The sequence below is a fragment of the Rhodocytophaga rosea genome (assembly GCF_010119975.1).
GTDB lineage: Bacteria > Bacteroidota > Bacteroidia > Cytophagales > 172606-1 > Rhodocytophaga > Rhodocytophaga rosea.
The window spans coordinates 6,723,404-6,741,702 of sequence record NZ_CP048222.1; the positions used below are offsets into that span (position 1 = coordinate 6,723,404).

Sequence of the window (18,299 nt, forward strand, 5' to 3'; positions counted from 1 at the left end):
TGAGCTGGCATTATTTTAGGTAAACATAGCATGGAAAGCAGTTTTGAAGGTTGAAGTAAATCTGGTCTGATGATTGTATACATGAATAGCGTAATATACACTACAAAAGTACATCTGTAGATATACAAAAGTAAAATATATCCGTATTAAATAATTCATTTATGTAAAACCAAACCTGTAATTTAAACAAGCATATGAAAAAGATAATATTAGCTTTTACGCTGATCTGGACCATGGTGAGCTGCGCCGAAGTACCCATTACTGGCCGGAAGCAATTAAAACTGGTAAGCGATTCAGAATTGAATGCCATGTCTTTCCAGGCGTATACCCAGTTTCTGCAAGAAAATAAGGTAGTTCGTAATGGTAAAGAAACGGCTATGGTGAAGGAAGTTGGCACCCGTATCCAGCGGGCTGTGGAAACCTACATGCGGCAAAACAACCTTACCGAAATGCTGCAAGGATTTAAATGGGAATTTAACCTGGTAGAAGACAATACGGTGAATGCCTGGTGTATGCCCGGTGGAAAAGTGGTAGTATATACTGGTATTCTGCCGATTGCCCAGAATGAAGAAGGCCTGGCTGTAGTAATGGGACATGAAATTGCTCATGCCATAGCTGCTCACGGAAACGAACGTGCCAGTCAGGGATTACTGGCCAATGGTTTATTACAGGCTGGTTCTATCGCAGTAGGGCAGAATCCGACATTGACGAATCAGCTTTTATTACAGGCTGCTGGTGTAGGTACCCAGCTTGGTATTCTGGCCTATGGACGTAACCAGGAATCTGAAGCCGACCACATCGGACTAATATTTATGGCAATGGCCGGCTATGACCCGAATGCATCTGTTCCTTTCTGGCAGCGAATGGCTAAAAACAGCCAGGGACAAGCACCACCTGAGTTTTTATCTACCCACCCGTCCAGTGAAACCCGTATCAAAGATTTGCAAAAGCTGATTCCCAAAGCCATGAAATATTATAACAAAGGCGGCGTATAAGTAAATTGATAATCCGTATTAAAAAACCATAGCCACGTCTTTTAAGGCGTGGCTTTTTTGTCTTAGTTTGTTCCTATGATTGTTAATAATATCCATTACCGCCCGATGCAGGCACCCGAACGACCCTTGGTAACCCAAATGATTAAAGCCTTGTACGACGAAGATCCGGAAGGCCATCCTCTGCCAGAAGCACATATCTCCCGTACTTTTGAGCAACTATCTGCACATCCAGATTATGGAACCATTCTGGTATTTGAATTTGAGAAGCAGATCATAGGATATGCCGTGTTGATTAATTTCTGGAGCAACGAATATGGTGGAATTGTACTTAGTATTGATGAACTCTATATTGTACCGGAATTCCGCAGCCAGGGCATCGCTACCCATTTTATACAATACCTTCATGATACTAAATTTAATAACGCCGTTGCCCTCGAACTGGAAGTTATTCCCTATAATACCAGGGCTTTGAAATTGTATAAAAAGCTTGGTTTTGAAACATCCAACCGGCATCATTTGCTTTGGTAAGTATCTAATGCCGGTCGGATAATCTTGCTTTTCATAAACAGCATATGTTATTTAGTTATGGAAATTAATTTTTGGGTGGATTGATCATAATATGGGCACCATGAGTACCAGCATGCATGATCCAGGGCATTCCTGGTGCTTCAGGACGTAAAGGTAGACCGGTGCTTTCGGCGGTAGCATAGGGAATATAAATCACATAGCGCAGGTAGCCTTCTTTTACATCACCGGTAGCCGGGGTAAAGTTTTCCTCGGAGGCTGAATAGGCAAACATAGTAGAAGGCTGTTTGGGCATCGCTAGTTTTCCATCTTTTACTTCTTTCTCTCTTGTATCAAAAATATCCTGCTGGTTCTTTCCTTCCTTTCTTAGTTGCCGTCCCCGTTCCATAAATGTATTCAGGTCACGGTGGTAGCAGACCACATTTAGTCCTTTTTGCGCCGGATCATCTGCCAGACAGATCATTTCGTTAGTACCCTTGCGCAGCACTTCAAATCCTTTCTGTGTATATCCATAAACCGTAGCTCCGGCTCGTTTATCGGCTGGTGCGGCCAGTACGGCTGCTTTAATTTGTGCTTCTGCGGAAGGAAGAGTAGAAGCAGTTTGTGAAAAAGCGGCAGTTGACAGCCCGCTACAAAACAGTGCCATTATAAAATGTCTCATAGGTGTAATTTGTTTAAAAGCAAAATATAGTTGTTCAGAATGGGTTATACAAACCTATTTGGTAAATAAAGATTAGAAAATGGAAGTTAGAAGTTAGAATTATTTTTAACTGGAATATGCTTACAGCAAGAATCTTTTAATATTCTCATCCTGCCTGCTGGCTTTTATCTTTCAAAATCTACCTTCCACAGATAATTTATATTTTTAATTTGACCAGTACAATTAATACCTGGAATAACTTTTGAAGGAACATAAGTGACTGATCATCCCGGCGAGTAAATCCAAATAGGGCAAATCCTTAAATTTCAGACACAAACATTACGAAGGAAGGAATCAGGACTCAGAGGGTTATTTGTGAAGATGTCCGATAATCAGTAGATTAAATTAATTAGCGAATCAATGCGGATGCGGCCTCCACAGTTTTTTATTCAATCAATGTATGAATGGAAAGAAAATTTCTTGATGCAACAACTATTGCTTCTGCGGAACAAAGTCTGGTATTCATTTCCTACCCAACTGCTCATTCTGCATAGCAAAAAAAACCTGTGGCTGCTGTGTTTCTGGATTGTTCTCTTTGGGATTGTATTGCAACAGGCCGGTACAATTTTCGGTATTCCTTACTTGTTTTTAGATCCGGAATACAATCATCAGGTAGGCTTTACAGGTTTGTTCATTCTGGGCGTTTCGCTTGGCGGTTTTATAATGGCCTATCATATTACCTGCTATATTCTGGATGCTCACCGGTTCGGATTTTTAGGTAACGAAACCAGCCCTTTTACCAAATTCTGCGTCAATAACAGTGTATTGCCATTCGCTTTTGTAGTAACATATCTGATTTGTTTCGTTAGGTTTCAATTGGCCAACGAGTTTGTAAGGGCAGGAGAGATTTTGTGGGAGGCTTTCGGCTTGCTACTTGGTACAGCCTTAACTATGTCGCTGTTATTCTATTATTTTATCAGCACCAATAAAGATATTTTTAAAGTACTGGCCGGCACCGTTAATAACCAGTTGCGGGGAAAACGCCGGATCAGCCGCACCAATGTGATGAAAAAGGTTGACCAGGTGCGCCGCAACCGTATCCGGGTGGAATATTTTTTTACTTCCAGATTGAAGTTTGTGAAAGCGGATAACGACCTGATGGATCTGCCTGCTGCGCTGAAAGTATTGAAACAGAATCACTTGAATGCATTTATTATTCAATGCTTTGTATTTGTGCTGGTCATATTGCTGAGTATTTTCCGGGATAAACCAGGCTTTCAGATTCCGGCTGGTGCCAGCATTCTGCTGCTATTTACCATGGCGGTACTTTTTGCCGGAGCTATTGCCTACTGGTCTGGAAAATGGTCGGTAACGGTTTTTATAAGCTTGCTGCTCATTCTGAACCTGCTCATAAAATACAATGTATTACAAACCGAATATGAAGCCTATGGATTGAGTTATACTGGCACTAAGGCCGATTATTCTTTGAAAACCGTAAGGAATCTGAGTAATCCACATAACCTGAAAACAGATATAGATTCTACACTGTCTATCCTGAGACGCTGGAGGAACAAATTCCCGCAGGAAACCAAACCTAAAATGGTATTTATATGCACCAGTGGAGGAGGTCAACGGGCTGCCGTCTGGACGATGCGTTCATTACAGGTGGCTGATAGTCTGGTGAATGGTGCATTGTTAAAGCATACCATGTTGATAACCGGTGCTTCCGGAGGTTTGCTGGGGGCAAGTTATTTCAGGGAATTGTATTTACAGCAACAAAATAATCCGGCTATTAACCGGTATAGCGAACAGTATTTAAATAATATTTCTAAAGACAACCTCAATTCCATTGCTTTTAGCCTGGTAGTAAGCGACCTGTTGTTCAAGTTCGAAACCTTTACCTACGGCGGACACCGCTATTACAAAGACAGGGGATATGCTTTCGAACAACAGTTGAATAAAAACACGGAAGGAGTACTGAATAAATCCATACTGGCCTACCGGGAACCAGAAAGGCTGGCGAAAATTCCGATGTTATTTATGGCGCCTACCGTGGTAAACGATGGACGTAAATTATACATTTCGCCGCAGCATATTTCCTACATGAATACGCCGGTGCTTACGCAGACAAACCGTTCGATCAAGGGTATTGAATTTTTACGTTTTTATGAAACCCAGGAGGCAGGAAATCTGCGTTTTTTGAGCGCCCTGCGGATGAATGCTACTTTCCCATATATTACGCCCAATGTAGCCTTGCCAAGCGAACCGGTAATGGAGGTAATGGATGCTGGTTTGTCGGATAACTTTGGCGTGTCGGATGCCGTTCGGTTCCTGTACATTTTCAGGGAATGGATCAATCAGAATACTTCCGGGGTGATTTTCCTCACCATCCGGGATACGCCCAAAGAACATGGCATTGAAAAAAATACGGTTAAATCCCTATATGATAAAATATTCACGCCTATTGGCAGTTTGTATCACAACTGGAATCATTTGCAGGATATCAACAACGACAATAGCCTTGATTTTGCCAGAGGATGGTTTAAAGGTAAGATCAGCCGGGTTGAGTTAAAGTATGATGTGTTTTTTTCGCCTCAATATGCAGCAAGTACTTTACCTTCGGATACTGCCAGCCGGCGGAAATTTGAGAGAGCCTCGCTAAGCTGGCACCTTACCGACCGTGAAAAAGCGAGTTTATCGGCTACTATTTTTAAGCCAAGCAACCAGCAAGCCATCGCTCAACTCGGATATCTGCTCAATCAGCAAAGCGAATTATTGAATCCTAAATTAGCCAAACGTACTTCTTTACAGAAAGTGATTGAGTAGCAGATTTTTTTTAGAAGGTTGAAGTTCTGATTTACGAGTTCTCACTACTATATACTGGTATCCTATATCTCAGAGATACTGATTTTCGTCCACTCATAAAAAATCCTGGGTACATGGGGTTACTGCACAGCAATGTCCTTCATAAAGCTCAAAAAACAGGGTAAGACCTCTGTTGTTTTCCATCCATCTACACTTTAACGATTTAAAATTTAATATGAAAAGTACCTTCCGTAAGGTCCTCAAATGGACATTAAGGTCATTAGCTGCCCTCGTAGTACTATTAGTGGTAGCGTATGCAGTTATTTATTTTATTACTGAAAAACGACTTAGCAAAACTTATGATGTAGACGTTGCGCATTTAACCATTCCCACAGATGCTGAAAGTATTGCCAAAGGTGGCCACGTAATTGCTACCAGAGGCTGCCAGGATTGTCATGGCAAAGATCTGGCCGGAAATATTATGATTGATGATCCGGGTTTAGGCCGGATTGTTGCCTCTAACTTAACTTCCGGAAAAGGTGGGGTAGGCGGAGAATTCTCAGCTGAAGACTGGGTAAGAGCCATCCGCCATGGTGTGGGTCCGGATAAAAAGCCGCTGAAAGTAATGCCTTCCAATGAATTTTCGGGAATTAGCAATGCTGACCTTGCCAATATGATTGGCTATATTAAAAGCCTTCCTCCGGTGGATAAAGAACTGCCTGACCATAATCTCAAACCCTTGGCCAGAGTATTGTTTGTAGCAGGCCCGCTGGCAGGTTTAACTACCGCAGACAAAATTGATCACACCCAGGAATTCACCGATAAATTAACGCCGGCTATTACGGCTGAGTATGGAAAATACCTGGCAGTCAGTTGCTCAGGTTGTCATGGACAGGATTTCAAAGGACAGGAGATGCCTATTCCTGGTATGAAGGCTTCTGCTAACATTACTTCTAGCGGTGATGTAGGTAAATGGACCGAGACCCAATTCATGACTGTATTAAAAACCGGAAAACGCCCTGATGGCCGTCAGTTAAACAACAAAGATATGCCCTGGGAAATGACCAGAAACTTTACAGATGATGAAATAAAATCTATCTACCTATTTCTGCGGAGTTTACCGGCAAAACAAGAATTGCAGGCCAGTGCTAAATAAATAATAGCTTAATCGTTGTTCGTTGATTGTTGTTAGTATTTTACATACAAATTCAACGCAACACAAAACTTATGTTAGTATCCATAACATTAAAGTATATAATACAGGTGTAAATATTAAAACCCTGCTTGTAAAAGCAGGGTTTTTAATGAAAAATCCATTAAAATTACCCCATATAGGAAAAGTGGGTAAGCATTACTGGATCAGTTGAATAGAAAATTTTTGGATATAACTATCGACGTTCTGCCAGTAAATACCGTATATACTTAAGTATTTTACAGCATTAAAACTACGGCTATTCAAACAACTCTTTACTCCATCCATTATGGCATCAAGGCTTGAGTCCGGCATCACCCTGCTTACAATGATTGAGCGGACTTTTAATAAGCTCAAGGATTCTAAACTATCCGAACAGAACCTGAAAAAAGTTACCGCCAGCCTCCGTTCTGACCTGACTGCCATTGCAAATTTTTTTGGATGTACCCAGGAAGAAGCCCTCTTTTTTAGCCTTATTTTTGGCCTGCGTGTAGTATGTAATAGTGTATATTATAATGATATTATTCATTACCTGGATTGTAATCCTTTTTTTATCGTTGGCAACGAACATGTATTTAAAAGTCTGCAAAAGAAAAGACTTATCATCAAAGACGATAACTGGGGCAGAAATTCGGTAAACCTCAATATTACCAAAGAAGCCTATCAGGCGGTAGCTGCCAATAAACTTATGCCGCATTCCAGTACTGGTACCGATAATTTGTACAGCCTGTTACAGAAAGTAGATGAACTGATGGCCGAACGCCGCAGGGAAGTAATATCCAGCCTTGAATTATTTGAGGAGATCCAGTATATCCTGCAAACAGAAAACAAGCTAACTATTATCAGCAATATCCAGAAACTGCATTTGCCGGTAAAAGAATCATGTGCGTTGTTATATTTGTGCTTTCAATTTGCCAACGGAGAGGAACATACAGACCTGAATGAAATGCTGCATGTGATGTTTGATAGTATGAGCGAAAAAGTAAGCTTTAAAAAAGACCTGCTCAACAAAGAAGCCATTATTGTACAGAAAGAATTGATTGGCTTTGAAAACGACTATTTTCTGATGGGCCGGTCTATTAAGCTTACTGATAAGGCAATTGAAGAATTGTTCCGGGAAGAAGCAGAATTGTTTGAACGGAAACGGACCTATAAAACGATACATGCCCGCCTGATTGCGCCACAACCAGAGAAAATGAAAGCCTTGTTCTTAAATGGAGAAGAGGAAAAACAGGTAAAATTACTAAATAGTTTGTTGCAGGAAGAAAAGCTTCAGCCTGTGATGAAGCAGTTTAAGGATGCAGGCATTACAAGTGGTATTGTGGTGTTGCTCTATGGCGATCCCGGAACCGGCAAAACAGAAACGGTTTATAACCTGGCCAGGCAAACCGGAAGGCACATTCTGATGGTAGATATTGCCCAGATGAAGGATAAATATGTGGGTGAATCGGAGAAACGCATCAAACAGCTTTTTTCGGAATACCGCAAAGCCATGAGTTACTTCGAAAAAATACCCATTCTGCTGTTCAATGAGTCGGATGCGCTGATCAATAAACGTATAGAAGTAAGCAGCAGCGTAGACCAGATGAACAACAGTATGCAGAATATTCTTTTGCAGGAACTCGAAGATTTTGAGGGAATTTTGTTTGCCACTTCTAATATGCATATTAATCTGGATAAGGCTTTTGAACGGAGATTTCTATATAAAGTGGAGTTTAAACTTCCTGACCAGGAGACCAGAGAAAAAATATGGCATAGTAAGGTGCCTGAACTTTCGCAAGCAGAACTCACTTTATTAGCTTCCAGGTATACTTTTTCAGGAGGACAAATAGACAATGTGGTCCGTAAATTTCTTCTGGAAAATATTATTACCGGGCAAACTTCCAGTATAACGGCGCTCGAACGAATGTGTGTAGAGGAGTTTTTTGGTAGACCTGCCTCAAAAATTGGTTTTTAGATAGCTGCTGATACAGGTAGTTCTTGCTTAACTCACCCAGTTTGCGCATACCGATGGGCATTATTTACTTTATATAGTAAGACAGCCAAATAATTTGATGGCATCTGAAAATAATCTATTGAGTAGCTTCAATAAAGGCTTTTAATTGAAATATAATTGCGATAGATCTGCTAAATAATAGTTTGAAGACCAGTAGAATGCCTATATTTAGCTATGCACTTCTGTTATGGTTTGGGTTGTCATATGTGATTCTCAGGAGATTTATCCTGCACTAGTATAAGAGAATGTTTTGAAAGGATAGAAATAGGGTAAAAGAAAGAATCAGTGAGTAAACTTGTGGTGTCCAACCAAAAAGTTTTATGCAAGAAAGATTCTTCGAACTCACTGATTGTGAGTGGGAAATTATCAAGGAAGTAGTAGATAACCAAAGAAAAATCAAACATGACAAACGTGTTATTCTTAATGCTATTCTATGGCTACTTACTACAGGTAGTCAATGGCGCAACATGGAAAGTAAATACCCACCCTGGCAAACCATTTATTACCATTACAGGCAGTGGAAGAAGCGAGGCATCATCGAAGAGCTGTTGGCTTTTTTAGCAATCAGAGAAAGAAAAAAAGCAGGCCGACAAGCCTTGCCAAGCGTGTTAGCTATTGATAGTCAAAGTGTAAAGATTGTACAGTTTACTTCCCAAGACAAGGGCATAGATGGCAACAAAAAGGTGAATGGCAGAAAAAGACATCTAGCAGTGGATTGTTTAGGTATTCCTTGGGCTGTGCATGTAACAGCCGCCCATGTGTCAGACACTACAGCCGGTTATGAGTTAGCAGCTAAGCTGAAGGGTAAGTCTTGCCGCCTACATACACTAAAAGCAGATAATGGCTACAAAGATACCTTTGTAGAAGAGATAGAAAGAGACTATGGATGGAAGGTAGAAATTGTACAAAAGCCTGAAAGCGTAAAGGGCTTTGTGCCGGCAGGAGGCCGTTGGGTGGTAGAACGCAGTTACGGATGGCTCAATTTTAAGCGTAGATTGAGCCGTGACTTTGAGAAAAGCACAGAAAGTTCGGAAGCTATGCTACAATTAGCCTTTATTGACACACTGCTTAAAAGAAAACCAGTATAATATTTCAAAACGTTCTCTAAGTAGAACTTACCACAAGTTCCCTCAATAATCCTGTACGATTTTTTATAAATACAAAATAATAATGAAATACCTTTTTAATCCGGTGGGATATACCACATCATACCAGAAACCTGATTTTGAGATAGTTTGCAAAAAGATGTGATAAATAGTATCATACATTTAAAAGCATCTACAGTTATGGAAACAGTCATAAATTCTTATGCAATGTCTCTTCCCGGAAATTTCAGCCTGAGCGAAGGCAGCCAGGAAATCATAATAGAGAAAAGATGGTTCAGTATAGCACACCTGGGCACATTGTTGTTTGCCTTACTCTGGAATGGCTTTACTTTCTTTTTTTATTCCCTAATGATGTCAGGTAATGTTTCCGTTATTATTTTACTGTTTCCCATATTACATGTAATGGTTGGTGTCTGGTTGATGTACTATGCCATCTGCGGATTTTTTAATAAAACAGTGATTAAAGCCAGCCATCAGGAAATTTCAGTACGTCATGTTCCGCTTCCCTGGAGTGGCGACAAATTGATTGAAAGAGCTTGTATTGAACAATTATATATTCTGGAACAAACTAAAAAACATAGAGGCAGCATTATTTATAGCTACGATGTACAGGTAGTAGTTCATAATCATAGCAATGTGTCTCTCATTACAGGGCTCGATACACCAGAAGAAGCGCTTTATATTGAGAAAAAACTAGAGCAATTCCTGCGCATTGAAGACCGCCCGGTGGAAGGAGCTTATATAGCCAGCTAACGCTATAATTACCTGCAGCAAGCATAGAATTTTAGTCTAAATTGACTAAGTTTAGCTAAAATTCTTGTGGCAACATGCTGTTTGAAAAACTAGTCAGAATCATCCGGGCCAATATGCTATCCAAAGAGGGCAAACTTCCTCCTGTAGATCAGCAATACCAGCAGTACACCTCATCCAGGCAGCAGGCAGGGCAAAAAAAACAGACCCCTCCGCCAACTGATATTTCTTCAAAGGAAAAGTCATATTACGAAGCCCTGGAAATTACGCCTCCAACTTCGTTTGAACAAATTAAAACTGCTTACAAAAAACTGGTGAGAAAATATCACCCCGACCTCTTTGCAAATAATCCACAAAAGAGGCAATACGCAGAGATTGTTACCCAAAAAATTAATGAAGCGTATGCCTACTTTGAGAAAAAAGCTGGGAAATAAAGGATAAGCACAGCCGCTAATCGATACGGATCAATCAAATCAGCTTATTTTTCAGCGCTTTTTCAATAGCTTCCGCTTTGGAATGTACCTCCAGTTTCCAGTAGATATTTTTAATGTGGGTACGAATGGTTTCCTTATCTACAAACAACTCATCGGCAATCGTACTATAACTTTTACCTTTAGATAGTAATTCAAGTACCTCCGTTTCGCGGGAAGTTAAGGGAGAATTCCGGTTCTTCTGAAAAGAAGATACCACCATCCGGGCAATATTGGTACTCATGGGGGCTCCTCCTTCCTGTATATCTTTAATGGCTTCCAGCAATCTGGCAGGCTGCATATTTTTAGTGAGATAGCCGCCGGCTCCGGCACAGAGTGCCTGAAAAACGAGGGCATCATTGTCATAAACCGTTACTACAATAATATTGGTCCTGGGACGGAGTTTTTTAATTTTTTCTATGCCTTCAATCCCATTCATGCCAGGCAATTCAATATCCATCAATACCACATCCGGGGAGTCATCAGACAGGTGTTTAATGGCATCTTCACAATTATTATACGTATTTACAATGGTATACCCATAGGTACTGTTGATCAGTAGCGCAAAGCCATCCCTGATCAAATTATCGTCTTCCACAATGACGATTCGAATGTTTTGCAAAGGCATAGGTTAACGGTTTAAAAGGAATACCGTTTTTCCAAGGTATTATCTTTTTAGAAAGCGAATACAGATAATTACACCAACGGCAGAAAAATATGGTTCTGATTATAGTTTGCAGGATGGCTGGTTAGGTGAAAACTTTTAGATTTTTTTCGAGTAAAAACTACCTCAATTGTATAAAAATGCATAAAATTTGGAAAGTTATGTATAATATACATGCCTGATATCACCCATAATGGGGTATGCCAGGTAATACCAAAGTAAAGAACAGATATATTATAGTAGCTTATTCTCTTAACGTATAAATTGCTTTTTATTCTACTATCAAACTAACCGCAGTAAGTATAGTAGGTTTTCGGCATCATCAGACCAATACATATGTTACTATTATTATGATTTAGCATATTTCTTTTTATGATTGCTGAAAATAACACCCTTTTTAATGAATCTACGTATGTACTGAGAGTGTTTTATTGTCACGAATTATTATTATCTAACCTTTTTGCATGAAAAAGTTTAACAAAATCTTACTCGTAGAAGACCAGGATATCGATGCTTTTCTAACAGAGAAAGTATTACTCATGGCAGAAGTGTCTGATAGTATCAGTATATGCAAAGATGGGGAAGAAGCACTGACTTATATACAGGATATCTGCCGGAAAAAGAATGCAAATGAATCAATTCCTGAATTGATATTGCTTGACATTAATATGCCCAGAATGAATGGGATTGAATTTCTGCACGAATTGAGGCGAAAATATGAAAAAGATTTTACAGTGGTGATTCTCTCTTCTTCTGAAAACCCGCAGGATGTTGCCCTCTCGGCAAAATACAATGTAGATTATTATCTGGTGAAACCTATTACAGAAGATAAAGTAAAAAAAATGGTAGAAAGGCTGTTTTACTAGTGACAGGACAGAATGAAGTGAATGGGTAATTGAATCAAACGATAATATTTTTAATAATCCAATAACTCACTTCCGGAAGGGATCGGAAAATTCCGGGTTAGTAATAAATGTAGAATCCGTGAGCGTATGTAAAAAGGTAATCACCATTTTTTTCTCGGAGGGAGACAATTGAAGTGATTTTCCTTTTATTTCATTAGTGGCTTCTATGATCAAAGGATCTAAATTATTGCTCTGGCGGATGTGTTCATTATAATGGTCGAGCACTTCTTCAAGAGATTTAAAACGGCCATCATGCATATAAGGACCCGTAACGGCAATATTCCGGAGAGAAGGAGCCCTGAATTTGGCACGGTCTCTTTCCTTTTGTGTAATCATTTCCCGGCCTTTGTCGCTGGCAATAGAATCGAGCCCATTGTTGTGAAAGCCCTCCATAAATACTTTATATGTTCCATGGCAATCTCCGCAATTGGCACCCCGTAGTTTTTCGATAGGTTCCGGATGCGTCATAAACAAGTCCATACCCCGTTTTTCTTCCATGGATAATTTGATTTCCCCCCGGAGAAACTTATCGTACCTGGAATTAGAAGAAATAAGGGTACGCTCAAACTGAGCTAAAGCTTTGGCAATCAGATCAGCTGTGATTTTTTTTGTACCAAATGCTTGTTCAAAAAGTTTGGGATAAGATTTAGTCCGCTGAAGTTTTTTTACAGCCCCATCCAAAGATTGGTGCATCTCCAGGGTATCCTGTATAGGAATCAGTGCTTGTTCTTCCAGTGTAGAAGCCCGGCCATCCCAGAAAAACCGTTTAGCCCATAACAAATTCACCAGCGACATGGCACTTCTGCGTCCTTTTTTTCCGGCAACACCAAAACTAAATGCCTGGCCGTCTGTAAAGGCAAATCGCTGCTGATGACAATTCGCACAGGAAATGGTATTATCTCCGGAAAGTTTTTTTTCGTAAAAAAGCATACGCCCTAAGGCAATGCCCTGCATAGTAAGCGGATTATCAGCGGGAATAGTAAAGGTAGACCCAAACTTATGCGGAATCGTAAGCGGATATGGATCAGGCGAAACAATGTTATTCATTTTGCCAGCCGTACTGAAGATAAACACCCATATAAGAATTGCTATAGATAGGGCTATCTTTTTTGAAAAAAAGCGCATACTTGAATGAAAGTATGTAAATATACACAGAACCGCTTAGTTATTAAAATTTTTACGTGATACAGCAGGCATGTACTTACCTTCTGAGAAGTATGTTTTACGGAGACCTGAAGCGATTTACATTATTTATTCACCAATATTTGTACTTTCGGTTTCAATCTATATATTGGATGCCAAAACAATCCGCCCGATATCTGATATGAAGAAAATTACCGACCTGAGCAAACTGAAAGTACATTCCGGAGACGATAGTCAGTTTGTGGCCATGATCAACGAATGTAACCGCCTGATTGACCAGTATCATGCCATTGCTGACCCTGAAAGTGATGAAGCTAAAAATTTAAAGGTGCAGATTGTAAACTATAAAAATAAAATAGAGAAAATCCGTAAAGGATATTAGAAATCTGTAGCAAATGATTTAAAAACAAGCCAACCGGAGCAGTGCATGCCCGGTTGGCTTGTTTTAAGAGGTATATCTGTTCTGGAAAATATTTATGGCTAGGGCATTGAAAATAAGATTAATGACAATTAAATTGATAATGATCTATTGCCAGGAGATACCTAGTGAGCGCATACGACAACAGCTATAGTAACACGTTATTCTTAAGAAAATATACCCAACTCTATGTCAAATCATCACCCATTTTTTGTTCCTGCAAACGGGCAGGGAAGAAGAGAATTTTTTACTACCATAAGCAAAGCAATTGGTTCAGTTATGCTGTTGCCGATGGTATCTAATAGTGTACAGGCATATTCTTTCCCGCCCAGTCAGTCCTGGACGGTGGGGCAGATTATGGATATGTTCATAAAAGAAGTGCCTGGTGGAACAATAGATAAAACGGTAGATACCCTAAAATCTGGCAGTCGTGATATAGTAGTGACCGGAATTATTACAACTATGTTTGCTACCCTGGAAGTAATTCAACAGGCTATTCAGGCAAAGGCTAATTTTATTATTGCCCACGAACCTACTTTTTACAATCATCTCGATGAAACTGACTGGCTGGCACAGGATGAGGTATATACCTTCAAAGCAGACCTTCTCAAGAAGCATAACATTGCCATCTGGCGTAACCACGATTATGTCCATACGTTTGTTCCGGATGGTGTAAAAACTGGTGTAGCCAATCAATTAGGCTGGCAGAAACAATACGATATCAAATCCAGTATCATTTCCTTGCTTGCCCCCATGAGTCTGAAAGCTATCATAAGTCAGGTTAAAGATAAATTGCATATTAGCCAGGTGCGGTATATTGGAGATTTATCAAAGCCTTGCCGGAAAATACTGCTCAATCCTGGTGCAACCATGGGAAAAGGACCGATACAGGCAATGATGCGGGAAAAACCAGATGTGTTACTTTGCGGCGAAATACATGAATGGGAAGTAGCAGAATACGTAAGAGATGCCCGTACAAAAGGAGGGAATTTGTCCTTGATCATCATGGGACATTCGGTAAGCGAGGAACCAGGCTCAGAGTTTATGGCAGGCTGGCTCCGTGAAAAACTACCGGGAATGAAAATAACACACATTCCCTCCAACAATCCTTTGTCGTTTATGTAGTTAGTATTGGCTCCAGCCAAAGAAACAGCCTTAAGTATATTCAGTCAGGCAGTTTAGCTGGCCCGCCAGACTTCCTGCTTATAATCTGGGCCAACCATTAATAGAATCCGGGCCGGATTGGGTACAATCACCAGTCTGGCTTCTTTTTTGGGAAACTTGTCTGCTTCTACCCATACGCCTTCTTTGTGGCTTACATCATACACCACATCGCTGTCAGTTCCTTTTTTTATGTATTTTTTTGCTACATAAGCAATCGGGAGCAATACATCGGAATCTGAGCAATATTCATCGTGTACTTCTTCCAAAGCAGCTTCCAGGTCTTTTCCATACTTTTCTATAAAAGAATCCTCCATCTCATGCAATTGCTCTTCAATAACATCGTAATTTGTATCGTTATAAGTCAGGGCACTGAGTTCATTCTTTTTTTCAACAAGTGCGACCAGTGCCTTATTCAGACCTTTTGCATCCATAAGATTAAATAGTTAGTATAGGTTAGAATCACAAAACTCTATAGACTTCACAACAGTTGCAAGCGAAAATAGTTAAAAATACCAAACGCCTGTAAACTTTTTCATAAAACCCTTGAAAAATGTAATTTTACCCGTATAAGGAATTACTGAATTACTGAATTACTGAATTACTGAATTACTGAATTACTGAATTACTGAATTACTGAATTACTGAATTACTGAATTACTTTTATTTATTCAGACCTTCTGTCATTCTAAAATTATTTACTCTTACCACTATGTCACAAGATTTTTTGCCCCTGAATGGAACGGATCATATCGAACTATATGTAGGCAATGCCAAGCAGGCTGCTTATTTTTACCAGGCAGCGTTTGGTTTTGAACTAATTGCTTACGCTGGTCCTGAAACCGGTGTAAAACACAAAGTCTCTTATGTATTAAAACAGCATAAAATACGACTGGTACTCACCACTGCTTTGTTTCCGGACTCTGATATTGCCGAACATGTAAAAAAACATGGCGATGGTGTAAAAGTACTGGCTTTGTGGGTAGATGATGCCGAAAAATCTTATTTTGAAACCATCAAACGGGGAGCCCGTCCGGCTTCTGCACCACAAACGGTAAGCGATGAATTCGGGGAAGTTACCCTGGCTTCTATTCATACCTATGGCGATACTATCCATACATTTGTAGAACGTAAAAATTATTCAGGTGCATTCCTCCCAGGTTACAAACCCAGGCAAAGTGCTTTTTCAACTACGCCTATTGGTTTGTTGCATGTAGATCATTGTGTAGGCAATGTAGAACTGGGCGAGATGGATCAATGGGTAAAATTCTATGAAGAAGTAATGGGTTTTAAACTGCTGGTTACTTTCGACGATGAGGACATTTCAACAGAATATAGTGCGCTCATGTCAAAAGTGGTTTCTAACGGGAATGGATATGTTAAATTCCCTATTAACGAACCAGCTGAGGGTAAAAAGAAATCGCAAATTGAAGAATACCTGGATTTTTACCAAGGTGCAGGGGTACAGCATATTGCCATTGCTACCAATGATATCGTACATACTGTAGGCGAACTCCGCCGCCGGGGAATCGAATTTTTGCAGGTTCCTGCCACCTATTACGATACTTTATACGAAAGAGTAGGAAAAATTGAAGAAGACCTCCAGCCACTCAAAGACCTCAATATACTCGTAGACCGGGATGATGAGGGCTATTTATTGCAGATTTTTACCAAGCCAGTCGAAGACCGTCCTACACTATTCTTTGAGATCATTCAGCGCAAAGGCGCAAAATCGTTCGGAAAAGGTAATTTTAAAGCTTTGTTTGAAGCCATCGAGCGTGAACAGGCACTCAGAGGGAATTTATAAGTTACTGTCAACAGAGAGTTGCAGCCAGATAAATAGCATTGGTTTTTATTATATATTGCCGGACCAATGATTGTTGATTGCTGACCTGCTCTATGACAAAACCTGAAAGTAAGCCTGTAAGTGCTTCCCGTACGACTATTACTGAACTCATGATTCCTGCCTATGCCAATTTTGGCGGTAAAATCCATGGAGGCATTTTATTATCACTTATGGATAAGGCTGCGTATGCCTGCGCTTCCAAACATGCCGGACATTATTGTGTAACCGTTTCTGTAGATAATGTTGACTTCAGGCTTCCGGTAGAGGTAGGTGATCTGGTTTCAATGCAGGCTTCTGTCAATTATGTGGGCCGAACCTCACTGGTTATTGGTATCCGGGTAACAGCTGAAAATGTAAAAACTGGTGAAATAAAACATACCAATACTTCCTACTTTACCATGGTTGCCAAACAGGAAGATGGCACCCTGGCTGAAGTTCCCTGCCTGCAACTGGAAACAAGGGAGGATGTCCGCCGTTTTCTGGAATCGATTAAGCGCAAAGAATTAAAAAATCTATACAGGCAGGAACTCAACAATGCCAAAACCAATCTTCAGATAGAAGACGAATTACATAAATTGCAGGGGGAACGTTGCCTGGTGGGCGAAATCCCAAAAATCTAATATTTAACTTTACTCCAAGATAGCATTACATTTTCCACCAGCTTTGTTGCGGATATTGTTTGTCGAGAATGATTGGTTCACCAATGAGTGGCGTCGTTACTTTCATTTGTTGCTGGGAAGCACTTTTTATAAGCCGCTCAATAGGTTCATCCCAGGCATGATAAGCCAGCGCAAACTTGCTCCAGTGTACCGGAAATAAAACTTTAGCCTGCAAGTCTTTAGCGGCCTGAACCGTTTCTTCCGGCATCATGTGGATATACGGCCAGGATTCCCCATACTGCCCAGATTCCAGAATGGCCAGATCAAAGGGCCCGAATCTATTGCCAATCTCCTTAAAGTGATTTTCATATCCGGAATCCCCGCCAATGAGCAGGGTATACCCATGCAGGTTTAGAACATAGGAAGACCACAGGGTTTTTCCGCGTTGAAGTCCTCTTCCCGAAAAGTGCCGGGCTGGCGTAGCTGTTAGTTGAATAGAATCGCCGATTTTTCCGCCTTCCCACCAGTCATATTCTACAATTTTATCCGGAGCGATTCCCCAGTGTTCTAAATGTGCGCCTACACCTAACGGGGTGTAAAACTGAGTTCCGGCAGGCAGGTGCGAAATGGTTTTGTAATCCAGGTGGTCATAATGGTCGTGGCTGATAATGACCATATCGATTTTTGGCATATCCGCCAGTCCATAAACATCAGTACCTTTGAATGATTTTCCAAAGAATGTGAAAGGGGAGGCATTGCCGCTGAATACAGGGTCTACCAGAATATGTACGCCTTTCGATTGAATCAGATAGGACGAATGCCCGAACCAGGTAATACTAGGTGTAGCAGACTGAAGTTTTTTTAGATCGGTTTTCTGGGAGGGGATGAGTTGCTGAGGAGTATTATTGGCAGGTTTATTAAAATAATCCCGGATCATTTTCACATAGGAAGCATCTTTCAGCATGACATCTGTTGGAGTCAGGTTCTGAAAAGAGCCGTTTTTATAATGTGCGGATTTTTCTATCCGTTTTAATCTATCTCCGGAGGGATTCCGGCCAAATGTTTTTTGCTGCATTACAATAAA

18 protein-coding genes are annotated in these 18,299 nt (G+C 40.4%); 13 read left to right on the forward strand and 5 right to left on the reverse strand.

Annotated elements, in window-relative coordinates:
* Positions 1–194: 194 nt before the first annotated feature.
* Positions 195–995 carry a M48 family metallopeptidase gene (locus tag GXP67_RS27725; RefSeq protein ID WP_162446138.1) on the forward strand — a complete coding sequence of 267 codons (801 nt, stop codon included), beginning with the start codon at positions 195–197 and terminating at the stop codon, positions 993–995.
* Positions 996–1,070: 75 nt separating this feature from the next.
* Positions 1,071–1,523: a GNAT family N-acetyltransferase gene (locus GXP67_RS27730; protein ID WP_162446139.1), complete on the forward strand. Its 453-nt coding sequence runs from the start codon at positions 1,071–1,073 to the stop codon at positions 1,521–1,523.
* A gap of 64 nt (positions 1,524–1,587) precedes the next feature.
* On the opposite strand, the gene GXP67_RS27735 is transcribed toward GXP67_RS27730, so the two are convergent.
* Positions 1,588–2,181 carry a hypothetical protein gene (locus tag GXP67_RS27735; RefSeq protein WP_232064629.1) on the reverse strand — a complete coding sequence of 198 codons (594 nt, stop codon included), beginning with the start codon at positions 2,179–2,181 and terminating at the stop codon, positions 1,588–1,590.
* A gap of 462 nt (positions 2,182–2,643) precedes the next feature.
* Between GXP67_RS27735 and GXP67_RS27740 the strand changes: the two genes are divergently transcribed.
* The 6 genes from GXP67_RS27740 to GXP67_RS27765 all read left to right on the forward strand — a co-directional run bounded on the left by GXP67_RS27740 (position 2,644) and on the right by GXP67_RS27765 (position 10,443).
* A complete protein-coding gene (locus GXP67_RS27740; RefSeq protein WP_197901574.1) occupies positions 2,644–4,986 on the forward strand; it encodes a patatin-like phospholipase family protein in 2,343 nt (780 codons plus the stop codon).
* 214 nt (positions 4,987–5,200) lie between these two features.
* Positions 5,201–6,121, forward strand: a complete 921-nt coding sequence (locus GXP67_RS27745) for a c-type cytochrome (RefSeq protein ID WP_162446140.1) — start codon at positions 5,201–5,203, stop codon at positions 6,119–6,121.
* 325 nt (positions 6,122–6,446) lie between these two features.
* Positions 6,447–8,114: an ATP-binding protein gene (locus GXP67_RS27750; protein ID WP_162446141.1), complete on the forward strand. Its 1,668-nt coding sequence runs from the start codon at positions 6,447–6,449 to the stop codon at positions 8,112–8,114.
* Between the two features lie 359 nt (positions 8,115–8,473).
* The gene (locus GXP67_RS27755; RefSeq protein ID WP_162441854.1) at positions 8,474–9,241 is read left to right on the forward strand and encodes an IS5 family transposase; all 768 of its coding nucleotides are present in this window, start codon (positions 8,474–8,476) and stop codon (positions 9,239–9,241) included.
* Positions 9,242–9,439: 198 nt separating this feature from the next.
* The gene (locus tag GXP67_RS27760) at positions 9,440–10,012 is read left to right on the forward strand and encodes a hypothetical protein (RefSeq protein ID WP_162446142.1); all 573 of its coding nucleotides are present in this window, start codon (positions 9,440–9,442) and stop codon (positions 10,010–10,012) included.
* 74 nt (positions 10,013–10,086) lie between these two features.
* A complete protein-coding gene (locus tag GXP67_RS27765; protein WP_162446143.1) occupies positions 10,087–10,443 on the forward strand; it encodes a J domain-containing protein in 357 nt (118 codons plus the stop codon).
* 34 nt (positions 10,444–10,477) lie between these two features.
* On the opposite strand, the gene GXP67_RS27770 is transcribed toward GXP67_RS27765, so the two are convergent.
* Complete coding sequence (locus tag GXP67_RS27770) at positions 10,478–11,107, reverse strand: response regulator transcription factor (protein WP_162446144.1); 630 nt, start codon at positions 11,105–11,107, stop codon at positions 10,478–10,480.
* A gap of 500 nt (positions 11,108–11,607) precedes the next feature.
* On the opposite strand from GXP67_RS27770, the gene GXP67_RS27775 reads away from it, so the two are divergent.
* On the forward strand, positions 11,608–12,009 hold the full coding sequence (locus tag GXP67_RS27775; RefSeq protein ID WP_162446145.1) for a response regulator: 402 nt from the start codon (positions 11,608–11,610) through the stop codon (positions 12,007–12,009).
* A 66-nt stretch (positions 12,010–12,075) separates the two neighbouring features.
* Here the strand turns inward: GXP67_RS27775 and GXP67_RS27780 are convergent, their stop codons facing one another.
* On the reverse strand, positions 12,076–13,173 hold the full coding sequence (locus GXP67_RS27780; RefSeq protein WP_162446146.1) for a cytochrome-c peroxidase: 1,098 nt from the start codon (positions 13,171–13,173) through the stop codon (positions 12,076–12,078).
* 199 nt (positions 13,174–13,372) lie between these two features.
* On the opposite strand from GXP67_RS27780, the gene GXP67_RS27785 reads away from it, so the two are divergent.
* Positions 13,373–13,573, forward strand: a complete 201-nt coding sequence (locus GXP67_RS27785) for a hypothetical protein (protein WP_162446147.1) — start codon at positions 13,373–13,375, stop codon at positions 13,571–13,573.
* A gap of 225 nt (positions 13,574–13,798) precedes the next feature.
* On the forward strand, positions 13,799–14,734 hold the full coding sequence (locus GXP67_RS27790) for a Nif3-like dinuclear metal center hexameric protein (protein ID WP_162446148.1): 936 nt from the start codon (positions 13,799–13,801) through the stop codon (positions 14,732–14,734).
* 53 nt (positions 14,735–14,787) lie between these two features.
* On the opposite strand, the gene GXP67_RS27795 is transcribed toward GXP67_RS27790, so the two are convergent.
* Entirely contained in the window at positions 14,788–15,204 is a 417-nt protein-coding gene (locus tag GXP67_RS27795) for a hypothetical protein (RefSeq protein ID WP_162446149.1), read from the reverse strand.
* A gap of 278 nt (positions 15,205–15,482) precedes the next feature.
* On the opposite strand from GXP67_RS27795, the gene hppD reads away from it, so the two are divergent.
* Positions 15,483–16,577: a 4-hydroxyphenylpyruvate dioxygenase gene (gene hppD, locus GXP67_RS27800; RefSeq protein WP_162446150.1), complete on the forward strand. Its 1,095-nt coding sequence runs from the start codon at positions 15,483–15,485 to the stop codon at positions 16,575–16,577.
* Positions 16,578–16,669: 92 nt separating this feature from the next.
* Positions 16,670–17,236 carry an acyl-CoA thioesterase gene (locus GXP67_RS27805; protein WP_162446151.1) on the forward strand — a complete coding sequence of 189 codons (567 nt, stop codon included), beginning with the start codon at positions 16,670–16,672 and terminating at the stop codon, positions 17,234–17,236.
* Positions 17,237–17,261: 25 nt separating this feature from the next.
* On the opposite strand, the gene GXP67_RS27810 is transcribed toward GXP67_RS27805, so the two are convergent.
* The gene (locus GXP67_RS27810; protein ID WP_232064632.1) at positions 17,262–18,290 is read right to left on the reverse strand and encodes an MBL fold metallo-hydrolase; all 1,029 of its coding nucleotides are present in this window, start codon (positions 18,288–18,290) and stop codon (positions 17,262–17,264) included.
* Between the last annotated feature and the right edge of the window lie 9 nt (positions 18,291–18,299).

Bases quoted from the DNA above. Each gene is read 5' to 3' on its own strand.
- hppD (WP_162446150.1), top strand. From the start codon at position 15,483: ATGTCACAAGATTTTTTGCCCCTGAATGGAACGGATCATATCGAACTA.
- GXP67_RS27755 (WP_162441854.1), top strand. From the start codon at position 8,474: ATGCAAGAAAGATTCTTCGAACTCACTGATTGTGAGTGGGAAATTATC.
- GXP67_RS27740 (WP_197901574.1), top strand. From the start codon at position 2,644: ATGCAACAACTATTGCTTCTGCGGAACAAAGTCTGGTATTCATTTCCT.
- GXP67_RS27765 (WP_162446143.1), top strand. From the start codon at position 10,087: ATGCTGTTTGAAAAACTAGTCAGAATCATCCGGGCCAATATGCTATCC.
- GXP67_RS27775 (WP_162446145.1), top strand. From the start codon at position 11,608: ATGAAAAAGTTTAACAAAATCTTACTCGTAGAAGACCAGGATATCGAT.
- GXP67_RS27795 (WP_162446149.1), bottom strand. From the start codon at position 15,204: ATGGATGCAAAAGGTCTGAATAAGGCACTGGTCGCACTTGTTGAAAAA.
- GXP67_RS27805 (WP_162446151.1), top strand. From the start codon at position 16,670: ATGACAAAACCTGAAAGTAAGCCTGTAAGTGCTTCCCGTACGACTATT.
- GXP67_RS27735 (WP_232064629.1), bottom strand. From the start codon at position 2,181: ATGAGACATTTTATAATGGCACTGTTTTGTAGCGGGCTGTCAACTGCC.
- GXP67_RS27730 (WP_162446139.1), top strand. From the start codon at position 1,071: ATGATTGTTAATAATATCCATTACCGCCCGATGCAGGCACCCGAACGA.
- GXP67_RS27725 (WP_162446138.1), top strand. From the start codon at position 195: ATGAAAAAGATAATATTAGCTTTTACGCTGATCTGGACCATGGTGAGC.
- GXP67_RS27745 (WP_162446140.1), top strand. From the start codon at position 5,201: ATGAAAAGTACCTTCCGTAAGGTCCTCAAATGGACATTAAGGTCATTA.
- GXP67_RS27770 (WP_162446144.1), bottom strand. From the start codon at position 11,107: ATGCCTTTGCAAAACATTCGAATCGTCATTGTGGAAGACGATAATTTG.
- GXP67_RS27750 (WP_162446141.1), top strand. From the start codon at position 6,447: ATGGCATCAAGGCTTGAGTCCGGCATCACCCTGCTTACAATGATTGAG.
- GXP67_RS27785 (WP_162446147.1), top strand. From the start codon at position 13,373: ATGAAGAAAATTACCGACCTGAGCAAACTGAAAGTACATTCCGGAGAC.
- GXP67_RS27810 (WP_232064632.1), bottom strand. From the start codon at position 18,290: ATGCAGCAAAAAACATTTGGCCGGAATCCCTCCGGAGATAGATTAAAA.
- GXP67_RS27780 (WP_162446146.1), bottom strand. From the start codon at position 13,173: ATGCGCTTTTTTTCAAAAAAGATAGCCCTATCTATAGCAATTCTTATA.
- GXP67_RS27760 (WP_162446142.1), top strand. From the start codon at position 9,440: ATGGAAACAGTCATAAATTCTTATGCAATGTCTCTTCCCGGAAATTTC.
- GXP67_RS27790 (WP_162446148.1), top strand. From the start codon at position 13,799: ATGTCAAATCATCACCCATTTTTTGTTCCTGCAAACGGGCAGGGAAGA.